Origin of the sequence: Burkholderia semiarida (assembly GCF_029268935.1) — a bacterium.
GTDB classification, from domain to species: domain Bacteria; phylum Pseudomonadota; class Gammaproteobacteria; order Burkholderiales; family Burkholderiaceae; genus Burkholderia; species Burkholderia semiarida.
Genome location: NZ_JAHLCL010000001.1, coordinates 316853 through 332249 on the forward strand (window position 1 = coordinate 316853; position 15397 = coordinate 332249).

Sequence of the window (15397 nt, forward strand, 5' to 3'; positions counted from 1 at the left end):
AGCATCCGCGACCGGGGCGTCATGGTTTGCGAGCCACATTTCAGTCGCGCATCGCGCGGCAGCCGTCAATTCGTCCGCGAGTTGTGCTTCTGCAGATACGCGATCAGGCCGTCGATCCCGCCCGCCGCGAGCTGGCTCTTGAACTGGCCCTGGTAGACCTGGATCAGCCACGCACCCGACATGTCGATGTCGTAGATCTTCCAGTCGTTGCCGACCTTGCCGAGACGATAGCCGACCGACTGGCTGTCGCCGGGCGTCGTCACCGTCGACTGCACGAGCGCGTCGGCGCCCGATGCGCCGCCCGGCTTGAACGAGAACTTCGCGTCCTGGTTGCCGAGCTGCGCGAGCGACGCGGCGTAGGTGCGCGTCATCAGCAGCCTGAACTGCTTGTACAGCTCCTGCTGCTGTTGCGGCGTGGCCTGCTTCCATGCGTCGCCGACCGCGATGCGGGTCGTGCGCTCGAAGTTCGTCACGGGCAGGAAGCGCTGCTCGACGACTTGCGTGATTTTCGCCATGTCACCGCCGCGCGCGGCCGGATCGGCCTTCATCGCATTGACGGTGCCCTCGACCGCCGTGCGGACGACATCGACCGGCGCGCTCTGCGCGAAAGCGGAAACCGACACGGCGGCCGCCGCGACGAAAGCAAACAGATGACGTTTCATACGAATTTCGCACTCGATGGAAAAAAACGGCCGGCTCTTTGCATCGGCCGGTGGAGCAAAGTATACCGGGCCCGACGCCCCGGTGCCGCCCGGTGACCGACTGTTACCTTTCAGCGCCGTTTGTCACAGGCGCTCGGCCGCATGTCGGCGCGTCGCCGCGCCCCATTATGTAAATATCCCCATACAAATGAACCGACCGCGCACTCCGATTGCGACGCCGGAAGCAAATATCCTTCCCGCCCCGAATCTCCCCACCGTCACGACCGTCGCCGCGCCGCGCCGGTATACTTGGCTACTTTGCCCTAGCCAGCCGCTCCCCACCGCCACATGGTGACCTCTCTCATCGTCCGACTCGTTGCGTGGTCGGTGCGCCGCCCCGTCTGGGTCGTCGTCCTGTCGCTCGTCATCGCCGCCTTCAGCGGCGTCTACGTCGCGCAGCATTTCAAGATCAACACCGACATCAGCAAGCTCGTCGATGCGGAACCGCAATGGGCCGCGCTCAGCCAGGCCGTCGACAAGGCGTTCCCGCAACGCAACGGCACGATCCTCGCGGTCGTCGAGGCGCCCGCGCCGGAATTCGCGACTGCCGCCGCGCATGCGCTGGCCGAAGCGCTGCGGAAGGATGCCGCCGCCGGCCGCATCGGCCCGGTCGCGGAACCGGGCGGCGGGCCGTTCTTCGAGCACAACGGGCTGCTGTTCCTGTCGCCGCAGGAAGTCTCCGATACGACCGCCCAGCTCGCGAGCGCGCGCCCGCTCGTCAACGAACTCGCGAAGAACCCGAGCCTCACCGGGCTCGCCACCACGCTGTCCACCACGCTCGGCCAGCCGCTCCTGACCGGCCAGGTGAAGCTGCCCGCGATGGCGAAGCTGCTCGCGCGCAGCGCCGCGACGGTCGACGACGTGCTGGCCGGCAAGCCGGCCGCGTTCTCGTGGCGCGCGCTGGTCGACAACGATGCCGCGCGGCAGCCCGCGCGCGCGTTCGTCACCGTGCAGCCGGTGGTCAACTACGGCGCGCTGAAGGCCGGCGCGGCAACGAGCCAGGTGATCCGCGACGCGGCCCGGTCGCTCGATCTCGACAAGCGCTACGGCGCGGCCGTGCGCCTGACCGGCGAACAGCCGCTCGCCGACGACGAATTCGCGTCGGTCGAAGACGGCGCCGCGCTCAACGGCGTGCTCACGCTGCTCGCCGTACTCGTGATCCTGTGGCTCGCGCTGCGCTCGAAGCGGATGATCGGCTCGGTGCTCGTCACGCTGTTCGTCGGCCTCGTCGTGACGGCCGCGCTCGGCCTCGCGATGGTTGGCTCGCTGAACATGATCTCGGTCGCGTTCATGGTGCTGTTCGTCGGCCTCGGCGTCGATTTCTCGATCCAGTACGGCGTGAAGTACCGCGAGGAACGCTTCCGCGATCAACGCATCGATCACGCGCTGATCGGCGCCGCGCACTCGATGGGCATGCCGCTCGCGCTGGCCACCACAGCGGTCGCGGCGAGCTTCTTCTCGTTCATTCCCACGGCCTATCGCGGCGTGTCCGAGCTCGGCCTGATCGCGGGCGTCGGGATGTTCGTCGCGCTGCTGACCACGCTCACGCTGCTGCCCGCGCTGCTGCGCCTGTTCGCGCCGCCGGGCGAATCGAAGACGCCGGGCTTCCCGTGGCTCGCGCCGGTCGACGATTATCTCGATCGCCATCGCAAGCCGATCCTGATCGGCACGCTGGCGGTCGTGATCGGCGCGCTGCCGCTGCTCGCGTTCCTGCATTTCGACTTCAACCCGCTGCACCTGAAGGATCCGAACAGCGAATCGATGGCGACGCTGCTCGCGCTCAAGGATTCGCCGGAAGCCGCCGTCAACGACGTCACGCTGCTCGCGCCGTCGCTTGCCGAAGCCGACGCGGCCGCGAAGCGCCTCGACGCGCTGCCCGAAGTGGGCCGCACGACCACGCTGTCGACCTTCATCCCCGCCGACCAGCCGGCCAAGCGCGCGGCGATCGCCGCGGCCGCGAGCGAGCTGCTGCCCGCACTGACGCAGCCGGCCGCGCCGCCCGCGACCGACGCGCAGCGCGTGGCCGCGCTCAAGCGCGTGTCGGACCTGTTGAGCTATGCGGCCGAAGATCACCCGGGCCCGGGCGCGGCCGCCGCGCAGCACCTGTCCGCGTCGCTCGCGAAGCTCGCCGCCGCCGACAGCGCGACGCGCGACCGTGCCGAACGGGCGTTCTCCGATACGCTGCGCATCGCGCTGAACCAGCTCGCCGCGCTGCTGCAGCCGCAGGACATCACGCGCGAATCGCTGCCGCCGCAGGTCGTGCGCGACTGGGTCGCGCCGGACGGCCATGCGCTCGTGCAGATCTCGCCGAAGGTGCCGAAGGGCGTCGACCCGAACGACGACACGATGCTGCGCCGTTTCGCGAAGGCCGTGAAGGCCGCGGAGCCGGGCGCGACCGGCGGGCCGATCTCGATCCTGCATTCGGCCGACACGATCATCAACGCGTTCCTGCATGCGGCGCTGTGGTCGATCATCTCGATCACGATCCTGCTGTGGGTCACGCTGCGCCGCTTCGGCGACGTGCTGCGCACGCTGGTGCCGCTGCTCGTGTCGGGCATCGTGACACTCGAGATGTGCGTCGTGCTCGGCATGTCGCTGAACTTCGCGAACATCATCGCGCTGCCGCTGATGCTCGGCGTCGGCGTCGCGTTCAAGGTGTATTTCGTGATGGCGTGGCGCGCGGGGCAGACGGGGCTGCTGCATTCGAGCCTCACGCACGCCGTGCTGTTCAGCGCCGCGACGACGGCGACCGCCTTCGGCAGCCTGTGGCTGTCGCACCATCCGGGCACGTCGAGCATGGGCAAGCTGCTCGCGCTGGCCCTGACCTGCACGCTGATCGGTGCCGTGGTGTTCCAGCCCGTCCTGATGGGCAAACCGCGCGTCAAGCGCGCCAAGAACCAATCGCAAGGAATCAATGAATAAGGTGCGAATCATTGCGGCGACCGTCGCCGCCAGCGCGATGCTGACCGGCTGCGCGACGGGACCGAACCGCAATCCCAACGACCCGCTCGAGCCGATGAACCGGGCGATGTACAAGTTCAACGACACGGTCGACACGAACATCGCCCAGCCGATCGCGAAGGGTTACCAGAAAGTCACGCCGACGCCGGTGCGCACCGCGATCAGCAACTTCTTCTCGAACCTCGGCGATCTCGGCAACATGGCGAACAACCTGCTGCAGTTGCGCATCACCGATGCGACGCAGGATCTGATGCGCGTGGCGATGAACTCGCTGTTCGGCGTCGCCGGCCTGATCGACATCGCGACGCCGGCCGGGCTGCCGAAGCATCACCAGGATTTCGGGCTGACGATGGCGCGCTGGGGCATGCCGTCCGGCCCGTACCTCGTGCTGCCGGTGTTCGGGCCGAGCACGATCCGCGACGGCGTCGGCCGCGCGGTGGACGTGCGCTTCAACCTGCTGAACTACATCGAGCCGGCCGCGCGCAATCCGATGTACATCGCGCAGTTCATCAGCGCGCGCTCGGACCTGCTCGGCGCGACCGACCTGCTGAAGCAGGCCGCGCTCGATCCGTATTCGTTCGTGCGCGACGCGTACCTGCAGCAGCGCAAGTCGCTCACGTATCGCGGCCAGTCGGCATCGGCCGCGGCGCCGAACTACAACGAGCCGGGCGAAGCGGGCGCCGTGCCGGCCGCGACGCCGGGCGTGCCGGGGCTGCCGAACTACGAGGATCCGGGCGATGCGGGCGGCACATCGGGTGCCACGCCGAACAACGCGCCGGCGGCACCTGGATTGCCGCAGTACGACGATCCCGGCGCGGACAGTGCGATGCCGGCGAGTACGCCTGCTGCGGCACCGGCGGCGGCATCGTCGGGCGCCACCGCGGCGCCGGCCGCCAACGGCGCGCCGATCGCGCCGGCGATGCCGACGCTGCCCGCGAGCGGTCCGGCCGCGCAGTAACGCCGCAACGGCGGCCGCGCACAAACGAAGAGCGCTGCGTGATGCAGCGCTCTTTTTTTTCACACCGGGCCTGGCAACCTAGCATTCCCCAACGTCGCCCAGCCCATAAGTACAAGCAAACGGGTCGTACCATTTATTGTTTTTATAAAACAGCGTTACTGCATCGCCTCTGGTGAAGATAAATGTAGCAACGCCACTTGAAGATAGATCCCACTTCCCCGAACTGCCGTCATCGAATTTCAAAGTTCCCGCCGCATAACACGAAGAATACCGTTCGTGAGAAAACATATATCCCTCGACCGGATATGCCCTCGTGAAGAAATTCCTGATCTGCCTGACCGTGGGTCGAAATCTCTTACAGACCTCCAACGCATCAGCCTCTCTGCTCTTCCCGGATTCGAGAATCTCGATATCCCTCACCCCTCTCGCCTGCGACGAGGAACAGAACAAGAAAATACATACAAGAAAAAAATACCTACACATCAATCCCATTTTGCAGTTCCCGCTTCAGTTTCCCTCTTGTACGACACCTCAGGATGCCTGTATATCTCGGAAAAAGATATTCCCAATGTTTCGCAAAGCTCCTTTACGAGCCACCTCAATGAATCATTTTGCCTGTCATTTACCACTTCGTATATTTTCGTTTCTCTATCCATTCGACCGACGATTTCTATCCCAATAGAGTCCGCATTTCCCGGATACCTATCCGGAAAACCCTTCCCATACTCCACCCCCGATAATTTTGCATATTTCCCTGCCATGCCAGACACCCTTTTAAATTCGGATGGACTACACTTTCTTTCCATAAGACACCGAGATTTGAGCAACCCGACATGGTTGGTTCTCTTGTACACTGAAGCGGTTTGATATATGGCTCCACTCTTGTCTATCAGGAAGTGCGCTCCATTTGCCCCACTTGCTGCATAGCTATTAAACGTACTATCAGCCGTGGTCCCGTCAGTTTGGTGAACAACGATTCCATTCACCTTTGCCATCGCGCTTCGCTCAATTGTCGAAAAAATCCTGACCTCGATGCGCTCCGCATCGACATGGCCTTGTTTTGAAATAAACAGCATTGCGCCCCCTGTCGTTAAATAGTCATGTTGGCCTTGATGTCGTAGCCCATGCTCACCGTTCCGCCATTTCCTCCCCGCGAGTTCTGAACCAGATATTCCTGTCTCACTTGGGAGAAGGATAGTCGAACCGCCTCGCGCGGAATTCTCATATTGGTGGTACTAACCTGACTAACCTTGGTAACAAGTACGTCCTCCATCGTGACCCTGAGGTATCCGAGCGGCGTACCGCCGGCTTTGCGCATAACCAGCACCGCACGCTCAATATGCCTTCCTGTCAGGCAGCACTGGATAAGATTCGGTGTGGCACGGTCGATGTAGTGCTCGAAAGTCAGGTCGTCGACGATACTTCTGCCTGCTCCGCCACCACTTCCCATATGCATATTGGATTGCTGACTCACCGACCAATCCCACGTCAGCACTTCAATTTCATTCGAGTGATCTGCATCGAGCGATTCGCCCGCTATGCCCGCCAGCTTCAAGAAAATGTCTTGCGCCATTCGCCTCTCTCGCTCGGTAAATAAGAAAACCAAATCAATTCGAACGATGAAAGATGGGGCCCGACGCGTCAATCAGACAAAATCGAAAAGCAGGATCCAATTGCGTCGACGCACAGCCCACCGGAATGAGTCCGTGGGCACGCGCTTATACCGGGATGAACCTGGAGCAAAGGAAGCTCACCGGGGTATTGACTGCCGATGAGCGACGGGATATCGGATGGTTGAGCGCCGACGGGTTACACAATGGCAAATAGTGCCCACCATACCGACGCACAAGCGCGAACACACTCTGCGTACGATGCCCGCGCGATTCCCGTTCGAGATTCGGGAATCTCATACGGACGGCTGTTCCGGAGACACCCACTCCGCTGCGGCTGCCATGCCGGTGCAGGCGCGCGCCGACTTCATGCGCTCGCGGCTGCGGCGCGGCAACGACAGCGCGTCGGTTCCGCGCGATCGAATGGGGAAGAAAGAAGTAAAGCGCGGCGAACGCCGCTCAGACGATCCGCATCGCGCCTGCCCGCTCGAACGCGTGGCGCGCCTGGATCAGCGTCGTGCGCGCCGCGCGCGCGTCGCTGGCGACCTGCAGCAAGGGGCCGAGCTGCGACGGCTGCTTCAGCAGTTCGCGCAGGATCGGCAGGATCGCCGTGCTGCCGTCGTCGCGCAGGCCGGCCGTCGCCGCACGCGGCAGCGTGCGCCACGCCGGATCGACGATCGCGCGGCACACCGCGAACGGCACGCCGCGCGCGGCCGCGAACGCGGCGGCGATGTGCGACTCCATGTCGACGGCCAGTGCACCCTTCGCATGATGCAGCGACGCCTTGTCCTGTTCGCTGACGACCGGCGCACCGACGGCCGCGATCGTGCCGCGCGTGACGCGCGCCCACACCGGCGTGTCGTGCAGCGCGGCGACGAGCCGCGTGCTCCAGCCCGCATCGGTCTCCACGCGGCCGAACGGCCCGTCGATCGCGTTCGCGATCACGAGCGCGCCGGGCGTCAGGTCGGGCGCGAGCCCTCCCGCCGTGCCGAAGCTCACGATGCCCGCGCAACCGCGCGCGGTCGCTTCGGTCAGCGCGCGCTCGAGCCGGTCGGCCCGCGCGGCGAACACGGCCTCGACGCCTTCACCGCGCGCGATGCGCGCCTCGAACGCCATCCCGGTAACCGCGATGACGGGCAACGTGCCATTGTGCTGCGTCGTCGGCACGCGTTACATCCCGACCGTCACGCGCGTCGCATTGGCGCGCTTCAGGTTGCGGTAGCGCGCGAGCGCCCACAGCGGGAAGAACTTGCGATAGCCGTGGTAGCGCAGGTAGAACACGCGCGGGAAGCCCGTCGCCGTGAAGCGCGTCTCGTCCCACAGGCCCTCTTCGTTCTGCTGGGCAACCAGGTAGTCGACGCCGCGCGCAACGGCCGGGTTGTTCACTTCGCCGGCCGCCATCAGGCCGAGCAGCGCCCAGGCCGTCTGCGACGCCGTGCTCGGCGCCTGCTCGTAGCCGCGGTAGTTCAGCTTGTAGCTGTCGCCGTCCTCGCCCCAGCCGCCGTCCTTGTTCTGGATCGACAGCAGCCACTGCGCCCCGCGCTTCATGCGCGGATCGTCCGGCGTCAGGCCGGCCGCGTTCAGCGAGCACAGTGCGGTCCACGTGCCGTACACGTAGTTCATCCCCCAGCGGCCGTACCAGCTACCGTCCGGCTCCTGCTCCTTGAGCATGTAGTCGAGCGCACGGCGCGCCGGCTCGCTGTTCAGCGGCGTCTCGCCGAGCTGCGCCAGCATCGACAGGCAGCGGCCCGACACGTCGGCCGTCGGCGGATCGAGCAGCGCGCCGTGATCGGAAAACGGGATGTTGTTCAGGTAGTACTGCGTGTTTTCCGGTTCGAACGCGCCCCAGCCGCCGTCGCTGCTTTGCATGCCGACGACCCATTCGCGCGCACGCGCCATCGATTCGCGATACGTGTCCGACTGCGTGAGCTTCTGCGCGCGATCCATCGCCATCACGACCACGGCCGTATCGTCGACGTCCGGGTAGTGCGCGTTCGCGTACTGGAACGCCCAGCCGCCGGGCCGCACGTTCGGGCGGCGCGAGATCCAGTCGCCGCGCACGTCGAGGATCTGCAGCGGACGCAGCCATTCGAGGCCGCGCAGCACGGCTGCCTGCGCACGCGCGTCGCCGGTCTCGAGCAACGCATGCGCGACGAGCGACGTGTCCCATACGGGCGACAGGCACGGCTGGCAATACGCTTCGTCGTCGTGCACGACGAGCAGCTTCTCGACCGACTTGCGCGCGAGCGCGCGGTTCGGATGATCTTCCGCGTAACCGAGCACGTCGTACATCATCACCGCGTTGGCCATCGCCGGATAGATCGCGCCGAGGCCGTCCTCGCCGTTCAGGCGCTCGTCGACGAACGACACGGCCTGACGGATCGCGCGTTCGCGCGTATAGCTCGGGAACAGGCCGTCGACCGCGCGCAACGCATGGTCGACCACGCGGAAGAACGCGAACCAGCCCGGGCTCTGGTGGCCCTGGCGCGGCAGCAGCCCGGCGTTGACGGGCGGGTCGATGAACAGCTCGTCAATGCGCACGCCGCGCGGGTTCTTCGCGAGCGGACGCTTCGCGTTCAGCACGAGCAGCGGCACGATCACGGTGCGCGCCCAGTACGACACCTTCGACAGGTGGAACGGGAACCACTGCGGCAGCAGCATGATCTCGACCGGCATCATCGGCACCGCGCGCCACGGGATCGCACCGTACAGCGCGAGCTGGATGCGCGTGAACACGTTCGACATCTCGGCGCCGCCCATCGCATGGATCGCGCGGCGCGCGCGCTGCATGTGCTCGGCATTCTCGTCGTCGCCGATCACCTTCAGCGCGAAATACGCCTTCACGCTCGCGCTGATGTTCGGCGCGCCGTCGGTGAACAGCGGCCAGCCGCCGTCGGCCTGCTGGATACGGCGCAGATACTTGCCGATCTTCTGTTCGAGCTCGAGGTTAGGCGTCTCGCCCAGATAGTGGACGAGCAGCACGTATTCGGCGGGAATCGTCGAATCCGCTTCGAGTTCGTAGACCCAGTGTCCGTCCGGTTGCTGCGCGGCGAGCAGCGCGTCGGTCGCACGCGCGACAGCCGCGTCGACGCCGGCCGGCACGGCGCCGGCGGACAAGGTAGCCATTTCGGTGAGATCGTTCATCGGTCCCTCTGTTTATTGCGTCTGGAGCACGTCCGCGGCCAGCTGGCCGGAACGGATCGCGCCCTCGATCGTGGCGGGCAAGCCGGTGGCAATCCAGTCGCCCGCGAGTACAAGATTGGTCCAGCGCGTACGCACGGCCGGACGTTTCATTTCCTGCGACGGCACCGCCGCAAAGCCCGCGCGCGGCTCGACGACGAGCTGCCACGCGGGAATGGCTTGCGGGTTCGCGCCGGTCACGCGCGCGACGTCTTCCCAGATGCGCCGCGCGAGCGTGTCGCGCGGCAAGTCGAGCCAGCGCCCCGCATCGCGGATCGTCGCCACGAGCTGGCCGTCGCCGGTACGCACCGCGTCGACGACGCCGTTGACGACGGTCGTCTGCAACGGATTGCCGGCCGACGATTCGACCGCGAAATACGCGGTCACGACCGCGCTGAACGTGTCGGGCGCGGTGAGTTCGGGCACGAGCGGCCGCGCGACCTCGGGCGGCACGGCCAGCACGACCGCGTCGCCCGGCGCGAGATCGATGCGCTCGCCGCCGACCGACACCGCGTCGACCGCATTGCCGTGCGCGCCGAATTCGAACGCATCGAGCCGCGAATTCAGGCGGATCTGCGCGCCGCCGTACTGCAGCATCCGCAGCGCCGGTTCGACGAACGCGCTGCCGAGCCCGCGGCGCGCGACGAGCGGACGGCAGCCGGGGCCGCCCGCGGCGAACGTGCCGCACAGCGCGGCGCGCGCGAGCTCGGCGCTCGCGTGGCGCGGCTCGATATTCAGCACCCCGAGGAAAAACGGTCGCAGCCAGCGATCCCACAGCACGCCGTCGCATCGCATCGTCTGCGCAAGCGAGCGGCCCGTGCGGGCGAACGCGAGCGGAGCCAGCGCGAGGTAGTCGAGCGGCGTCGTGCCCGGCGCGCGCGACGCGGCATCGAACAGCCACGACGGCCAACGGCCGTTGCCGAAGCGTAGCGTCCAGCGCTGCTGCGACGCGATGTCCATGACCGGGAATTCCGCCAGCGCGGGCCCCGCGAGCTGATCGGCCGCGCCGATCGCGCGCAGGTAGCGCTGCGTCGCCGGCTGCCCCGCAAAAACCGTGTGCAACCCGCTGTCGAGCGTCGTGTTCAGCGTCCCGTCGAACCACGAGCGGCAGCGGCCGCCCGCGTGCGCGTGCGCGTCGTGCAGCACGATGCGCCGCCCGCGACGTTGCAGCTCGACCGCGGCCGACAGGCCCGCGAGTCCTGCGCCGATCACGTGGACGGTTCTGGGCATCGCGTCGGTCGACTCAGAACAGCGCGTAGCGCGCGGCGATCATCAGCATGCGCGCCTTCGGCTTGCGCAGCGGTGCGCGCGGCGCGGCAAAGCCGCGTGCGATCGCGGCGTCGAGAATGCAGCGATACGCGCCCGACATGATGCGCGGCGCCTTCACCTGCGCACGCGGACAGGTGTCCATCACCGCGTCGGCCTGGCGGAAGTGCTCGAGCGCGCGCTCGACGAGCGTTGCACACACGCGCGGCAACGCCGGATCGCGCACGATCGTCGCCGGATCGGTGATCGCGATGCCTTCGCGCGCGAGCAGTTCGCGCGGCAGGTAGCAGCGGTTGATCGCCGCGTCGTCGTCGATGTCGCGCAGGATGTTCGTCAGTTGCAGCGCACGGCCGAGGTGGTGCGACAGCGTGATCCCTTCGGCTTCCGGCATCCCGAAAATCCTCACCGACAGCCGGCCGGCCGCGCTCGCCACGCGATCGCAGAAGAGGTCGAGCGTCGGCTCGTCGGGCGCGCAGATGTCTTCCACGGCGTCCATCGCCATCCCGTCGATCATCGCGTGGAAATCGGCGCGCTGCAGGTTGAACGCGCGGATCTCGCGATCGAGCGCGGCCAGGTGGCGCGGCGGGCGGCCGGCGAAGCATGCGTCGATGTCCGCGCGCCAGCGATCGAGGCCCGCGTTGCGCTCGGCGCGCGGCAGGTCGCTGTCGGCGATATCGTCGACCGCGCGGCAAAACGCGTAGACCTGGAACATCGCATCGCGCTGCGCGGCCGGCAGGATGCGCATCGCCAGATAGAAAGAACTGCCCGATGTGACGGCAGCGGCGTCGGTTTCTTGTTCGTCCACGACGGAATGGGAAACGGCCAAGACGAGCTCCACGGAGACACCCACGCGGGGCGATTGAAGAAGCCATGCCCGGCTGGGATGGTCAGGGCGTCGAATGCGAGCGAGATATGCGAACGATCGACGCAGACAGGCACAAATTACCGGCCGGAAGCCGGAATTGGCCGAAAGTATAGCAATCTTTGAAGGTCGATGGCGGACACGCGCCAGGTCTGGCGGGGTGTCGAGCGCCGCCGCGAGGGCGGTGCGGCCGGCCTTCGCGAAGGGATGCCGCGCGGCGCGTCAGCCGTAGACGATGTCGCGCTGCAGGTCGAGCGCGATGAGCCCCATTTCACGCGTGAGCTGCAGCATCGAGCGGCGCTCGAGGCGCGAGCCCATGAAGCTCGTCACGCGCCCGTCGGGCTCGGCGGTGAACTGGAACACCGCGCCGCCCGTGCCGAACCACGCGCCGGGCACGTCGGGCGATTCCTGCCAGTCGATCTGCTCGAACACGCGCGCGATGCCCGCGCGCACCAGTTCACCGGGGCCGATCGGCGGCGCGATGTCGCCCAAGTCGTCGAGCGAATAGGGGCCAGGTTTGTCCGGCTTCCGATAGAAGAGGTAGTCGACGTTCATGGGGTGCAATCGCAGGCAAACCGACAAATTAGCGCGCTTCGGCGCAAATTCAAATCAGATCAGGACGAAATGTGGCCTGTACGAGACAAATGGCCTGTATCGCGACGGCCGGTGCGAACCGGCGCTGGCTCGGGCCCGGCGTTCATGCCGGGCGGCGCGCGGCTTCGTCTAAGATGAACACCTTTCTCGAAAAAACACGGACACCATGGAGACGAACGACACCGCCACCCCTCAGTCCGATCATCCCGTTTTCGTGCTCGTGCACGGCGCATGGCATGGCGCGTGGTGCTATGCCCACGTGGCGGCCGCGCTCGCCGCGCGCGGCTACCTGTCGATCGCGCGCGACCTGCCCGCGCACGGCATCCATGCACGCTTTCCCGCGTCGTATCTCGCGCGGCCGCTCGACAAGGACGCGTTCGGCGCCGAGCCGTCGCCGGTCGCGAACACGACGCTCGACGACTACGCGACGCAGGTGATGCAGGCCGTCGACGACGCGTACGCGCTCGGCCGCGGCAAGGTCGTGCTGGTCGGGCACAGCATGGGCGGCCTCGCGATCACGGCGGCCGCCGAACGCGCGCCGGAGAAGATCGCGAAGATCGTCTATCTGGCGGCCTTCATGCCCGCGTCGGGCGTACCGGGCCTCGACTACGTGCGCGCGCCGGAAAACAACGGCGAGCTGCTCGGCCCGCTGATGCTCGCGAGCCCGCGCGTGGCCGGCGCGCTGCGCATCGATCCGCACAGCGGCGATGCCGCGTATCGCGAATTGATGAAGCGCGCGCTGTACGAAGACGTGCCGCAGGCCGACTTCGATGCGGTCGCGAACCTGATGAGTTGCGACGTGCCGGCCGCGCCGTTCGCGACCGCGATCCCGACGACTGCCACACGCTGGGGCGCGATCGACCGTCACTACGTCAAGTGCCTCGCCGATCGCGTGATCCTGCCCGCGCTGCAGCAGCGCTTCATCGACGAAGCCGACGCGTTCGCGCCCGGCAACCCGACCCACGTGCACCAGCTCGACAGCAGCCACTCGCCGTTCGTGTCGCAGCCGGCCGTGCTGGCCGGCGTGCTCGCCGACATCGCGAAAAGCTGAGCGGGGCGGGCGCGGTCAGTCGGCGTACGCGACCGACCGATCGCGCCCGAGCCGCTTCGCGCGATAGAGTGCGGCGTCGGCCTCGTTCACGAGCACGTCGCAGGTCGACGCGCCGGCTTTCGCGCACGCGCCGCCGACGCTCGCCGTGACCGGCACGCTGACGCCCTCGGCGTCGACCGGCACGCTGCCGATCGCCTCGCGCACCTTGTCGGCCACCCGCATCGCCTCGTCGAGATTCGTGCACGGCAGCAGCAGCGCGAATTCCTCGCCGCCGAAACGGCCGAACGTATCCTGCGCGCGCACGATCGACGCGACGCGGCGCGCCGTCTCGCGCAGCACGGCGTCGCCCACCGCATGCCCGAAGCGGTCGTTGATCGTCTTGAAGTGGTCGAGGTCGAACAGCAGCACCGACAGGTCGCCGCCGTAGCGCTGCCAGCGCGCGAATTCGTCACCGAGCCGCACCTCGAAAAAGCGCCGGTTCGCGATGCCGGTCAGCCCGTCGAGATTCGCGTGTTCGCGCAGCTTCGCGACCGCTTCCTCGCGCTCCCGTTGCATCACGCTCACATGTGTGACGTCCGAGATCGTCACGCATACGGCCTCGACGTCACGGCCGCGCGTGAGCGGCATGAACGTGCAGTCCTGCTGCATGTAGTCGACGCCGCCCGTGATCGGCCGGTCGTGCTCGAAGCGGAACAGGTAGGGCCGCTGCTCCCACGAGCTGAACGCGAAGCTGCCGAGCTGGAACACGCTCTCGAGCTTGCGCGACAGCCATGCGCGCGGCAGATCCGGAAAGCGGTCGAACAGGTTGCGGCCGATCACGTCGGCGGCGGGAATGCCGCTGTGGTCCTGCATGAAGCGATTCCACATCAGGACGGTCATCGAACGGTCGAGCACGAACAGGCCGAAGCCGACCCGCTCGATCACGAGGTCGCTCAGCGACGGGGCGGCGGCCGTCATAGCGCGGACAGCAACGCGTCGAGCGCGTCGCCCATCAGCCGGATCGAATCCTCGGCCATCAGCATCACGAAATGCGCGCGGAACGTGTGGTCCTCGAGCCCGAAGTTCACCTCGAGCAGCAGCGCGACGCTCCACCCCAGTTCGTTCGGCTGGAAGACGTCGTCGAACGACACGTTCGCGCCGAGCAGCCCCGGCGGAAAGAACACGGGCTTGCGGCCGAGTTCGTCGAGGATCGACGCGACGCAGGCGCCCATCAGCACGTTCGCGACGTCGAACACGAGCTCGTCCGGCGTCGCCATCCCGCCGTACACGCCGTCGCCGAACGTGCGGTCGACGACCGACATGAGCCGCGCGACACCCGCCGTGCGGCACAGCACGATCGCCTCGCCCTTGATGTCGGAACGGAAGCCCTGGCGCACGGCGGTCACGTTGTCGTGAATGCCTGTCATCTCGCGCAGCGCGTCGCTCGCGTCGGCCGCTTTCACGACGCGCACGCGCGGCACCGACAGCTCGATGAAATGTCCGAGCAGCAACGCCAGCCGCGCGGCGGCGCGGCCCATTGCAAGGTTGGCGATCTCCTGCAACGCGTCGCGTTGCTCCGCCGTGAACACCGATTCAGGCATACAACCCATACTCCTTGAGAATGGGCAGCAATGCCTCCGACGTCACGGGCTTGGCAACGAATGCGATCGCGCCCAATTCACGCACGCGTGCTTGCGCCTGCGGCTGGATATCGGCGGATACCACGATCACGAACGTGTTCAGATCTTCGTGGCGCAGTGTTTCCAGGACCTGATATCCGCTCATGTCGGGCATCGTCAGGTCCAGAAACATCACGGAAGCTTTGCCGTCACGATAGAGCGCCAAGGCCTCGCGACCATTCGCTGCATACGCGACGTCAACGTCCCAATCCCCCGGCAGCGCCTTTGTCAGCAGTTTGCGAGCGAGCAGCGAATCGTCGGCAATTACAATCGGCAAAGGCATGGGGCGATGCGGTATACGGAATGGTCTCTCTCGCGTTAACGACCGCGCGGCGCACTTCTTTAGGTGCCATGCGTTTCGGGCGCGGGCAACCGCCTTGCGGCCGCGCACGGGGCGCCGCGACGCAGGTGCGCGCGACGCACCGCGCGGCAATCGCCGGCGGGCGCATGTATCTGTCATAGGGAAAGCAAGGCGCGATTCTCGGAGTAAACCGGAGGCGATGCAACTCGCCATATTCACCATTTCGAACAGAATCGATCCGATCGCGCGCCATTC

At 66.6% G+C, this 15397-nt stretch carries 14 protein-coding genes; 3 read left to right on the forward strand and 11 right to left on the reverse strand.

Annotation, left to right across the window (positions count from 1 at the left end):
- Positions 1 to 65 precede the first annotated feature (65 nt).
- On the reverse strand, positions 66 to 662 hold the full coding sequence (locus tag KPB06_RS01450) for an MlaC/ttg2D family ABC transporter substrate-binding protein (protein WP_059581520.1): 597 nt from the start codon (positions 660 to 662) through the stop codon (positions 66 to 68).
- A gap of 327 nt (positions 663 to 989) precedes the next feature.
- Between KPB06_RS01450 and hpnN the strand changes: the two genes are divergently transcribed.
- Together hpnN and KPB06_RS01460 are read left to right on the forward strand one after the other, a co-directional pair.
- Entirely contained in the window at positions 990 to 3623 is a 2634-nt protein-coding gene (hpnN, locus tag KPB06_RS01455) for a hopanoid transporter HpnN (RefSeq protein WP_089465878.1), read from the forward strand.
- Complete coding sequence (locus KPB06_RS01460) at positions 3616 to 4620, forward strand: MlaA family lipoprotein (protein WP_060011160.1); 1005 nt, start codon at positions 3616 to 3618, stop codon at positions 4618 to 4620. Before hpnN ends, KPB06_RS01460 begins: the two co-directional genes overlap by 8 nt.
- A gap of 482 nt (positions 4621 to 5102) precedes the next feature.
- Here the strand turns inward: KPB06_RS01460 and KPB06_RS01465 are convergent, their stop codons facing one another.
- The 7 genes from KPB06_RS01465 to KPB06_RS01495 form a co-directional block, all read right to left on the reverse strand.
- A complete protein-coding gene (locus KPB06_RS01465) occupies positions 5103 to 5696 on the reverse strand; it encodes a peptidoglycan recognition protein family protein (RefSeq protein WP_124659136.1) in 594 nt (197 codons plus the stop codon).
- A 14-nt stretch (positions 5697 to 5710) separates the two neighbouring features.
- The gene (locus KPB06_RS01470; protein WP_060011158.1) at positions 5711 to 6193 is read right to left on the reverse strand and encodes an Hcp family type VI secretion system effector; all 483 of its coding nucleotides are present in this window, start codon (positions 6191 to 6193) and stop codon (positions 5711 to 5713) included.
- 496 nt (positions 6194 to 6689) lie between these two features.
- On the reverse strand, positions 6690 to 7346 hold the full coding sequence (locus KPB06_RS01475) for a phosphorylase (protein WP_059581508.1): 657 nt from the start codon (positions 7344 to 7346) through the stop codon (positions 6690 to 6692).
- Positions 7347 to 7400: 54 nt separating this feature from the next.
- Positions 7401 to 9374 carry a squalene--hopene cyclase gene (gene shc, locus KPB06_RS01480; protein ID WP_059581505.1) on the reverse strand — a complete coding sequence of 658 codons (1974 nt, stop codon included), beginning with the start codon at positions 9372 to 9374 and terminating at the stop codon, positions 7401 to 7403.
- Between the two features lie 12 nt (positions 9375 to 9386).
- Positions 9387 to 10640, reverse strand: coding sequence for a hydroxysqualene dehydroxylase HpnE (gene hpnE, locus KPB06_RS01485; RefSeq protein ID WP_059581501.1), 1254 nt, complete (start codon positions 10638 to 10640; stop codon positions 9387 to 9389).
- Between the two features lie 13 nt (positions 10641 to 10653).
- Entirely contained in the window at positions 10654 to 11502 is an 849-nt protein-coding gene (gene hpnD, locus KPB06_RS01490) for a presqualene diphosphate synthase HpnD (RefSeq protein ID WP_059581498.1), read from the reverse strand.
- 258 nt (positions 11503 to 11760) lie between these two features.
- Positions 11761 to 12093, reverse strand: coding sequence for a hypothetical protein (locus KPB06_RS01495; RefSeq protein ID WP_059581495.1), 333 nt, complete (start codon positions 12091 to 12093; stop codon positions 11761 to 11763).
- Between the two features lie 205 nt (positions 12094 to 12298).
- Between KPB06_RS01495 and KPB06_RS01500 the strand changes: the two genes are divergently transcribed.
- Positions 12299 to 13183, forward strand: a complete 885-nt coding sequence (locus KPB06_RS01500) for an alpha/beta fold hydrolase (RefSeq protein WP_104013290.1) — start codon at positions 12299 to 12301, stop codon at positions 13181 to 13183.
- Between the two features lie 15 nt (positions 13184 to 13198).
- Here the strand turns inward: KPB06_RS01500 and KPB06_RS01505 are convergent, their stop codons facing one another.
- The 3 genes from KPB06_RS01505 to KPB06_RS01515 are packed head-to-tail and all read right to left on the reverse strand — an operon-like array spanning position 13199 to position 15124.
- Positions 13199 to 14140, reverse strand: a complete 942-nt coding sequence (locus tag KPB06_RS01505; protein WP_059581488.1) for a GGDEF domain-containing protein — start codon at positions 14138 to 14140, stop codon at positions 13199 to 13201.
- Complete coding sequence (locus tag KPB06_RS01510) at positions 14137 to 14763, reverse strand: chemotaxis protein CheC (RefSeq protein WP_059581485.1); 627 nt, start codon at positions 14761 to 14763, stop codon at positions 14137 to 14139. The genes KPB06_RS01505 and KPB06_RS01510 overlap by 4 nt, the downstream gene beginning before the upstream one ends.
- Positions 14756 to 15124, reverse strand: coding sequence for a response regulator (locus KPB06_RS01515; RefSeq protein ID WP_011548759.1), 369 nt, complete (start codon positions 15122 to 15124; stop codon positions 14756 to 14758). The genes KPB06_RS01510 and KPB06_RS01515 overlap by 8 nt, the downstream gene beginning before the upstream one ends.
- Positions 15125 to 15397 lie beyond the last annotated feature (273 nt).

Excerpts from the sequence above, each read along its gene's own strand:
- shc (WP_059581505.1), bottom strand. The coding sequence starts at position 9,374 with ATGAACGATCTCACCGAAATGGCTACCTTGTCCGCCGGCGCCGTGCCG.
- hpnE (WP_059581501.1), bottom strand. The coding sequence starts at position 10,640 with ATGCCCAGAACCGTCCACGTGATCGGCGCAGGACTCGCGGGCCTGTCG.
- KPB06_RS01510 (WP_059581485.1), bottom strand. The coding sequence starts at position 14,763 with ATGCCTGAATCGGTGTTCACGGCGGAGCAACGCGACGCGTTGCAGGAG.
- hpnN (WP_089465878.1), top strand. The coding sequence starts at position 990 with ATGGTGACCTCTCTCATCGTCCGACTCGTTGCGTGGTCGGTGCGCCGC.
- KPB06_RS01505 (WP_059581488.1), bottom strand. The coding sequence starts at position 14,140 with ATGACGGCCGCCGCCCCGTCGCTGAGCGACCTCGTGATCGAGCGGGTC.
- KPB06_RS01460 (WP_060011160.1), top strand. The coding sequence starts at position 3,616 with ATGAATAAGGTGCGAATCATTGCGGCGACCGTCGCCGCCAGCGCGATG.
- KPB06_RS01495 (WP_059581495.1), bottom strand. The coding sequence starts at position 12,093 with ATGAACGTCGACTACCTCTTCTATCGGAAGCCGGACAAACCTGGCCCC.
- KPB06_RS01515 (WP_011548759.1), bottom strand. The coding sequence starts at position 15,124 with ATGCCTTTGCCGATTGTAATTGCCGACGATTCGCTGCTCGCTCGCAAA.
- KPB06_RS01450 (WP_059581520.1), bottom strand. The coding sequence starts at position 662 with ATGAAACGTCATCTGTTTGCTTTCGTCGCGGCGGCCGCCGTGTCGGTT.
- KPB06_RS01500 (WP_104013290.1), top strand. The coding sequence starts at position 12,299 with ATGGAGACGAACGACACCGCCACCCCTCAGTCCGATCATCCCGTTTTC.
- KPB06_RS01475 (WP_059581508.1), bottom strand. The coding sequence starts at position 7,346 with ATGGCGTTCGAGGCGCGCATCGCGCGCGGTGAAGGCGTCGAGGCCGTG.
- KPB06_RS01465 (WP_124659136.1), bottom strand. The coding sequence starts at position 5,696 with ATGCTGTTTATTTCAAAACAAGGCCATGTCGATGCGGAGCGCATCGAG.
- KPB06_RS01470 (WP_060011158.1), bottom strand. The coding sequence starts at position 6,193 with ATGGCGCAAGACATTTTCTTGAAGCTGGCGGGCATAGCGGGCGAATCG.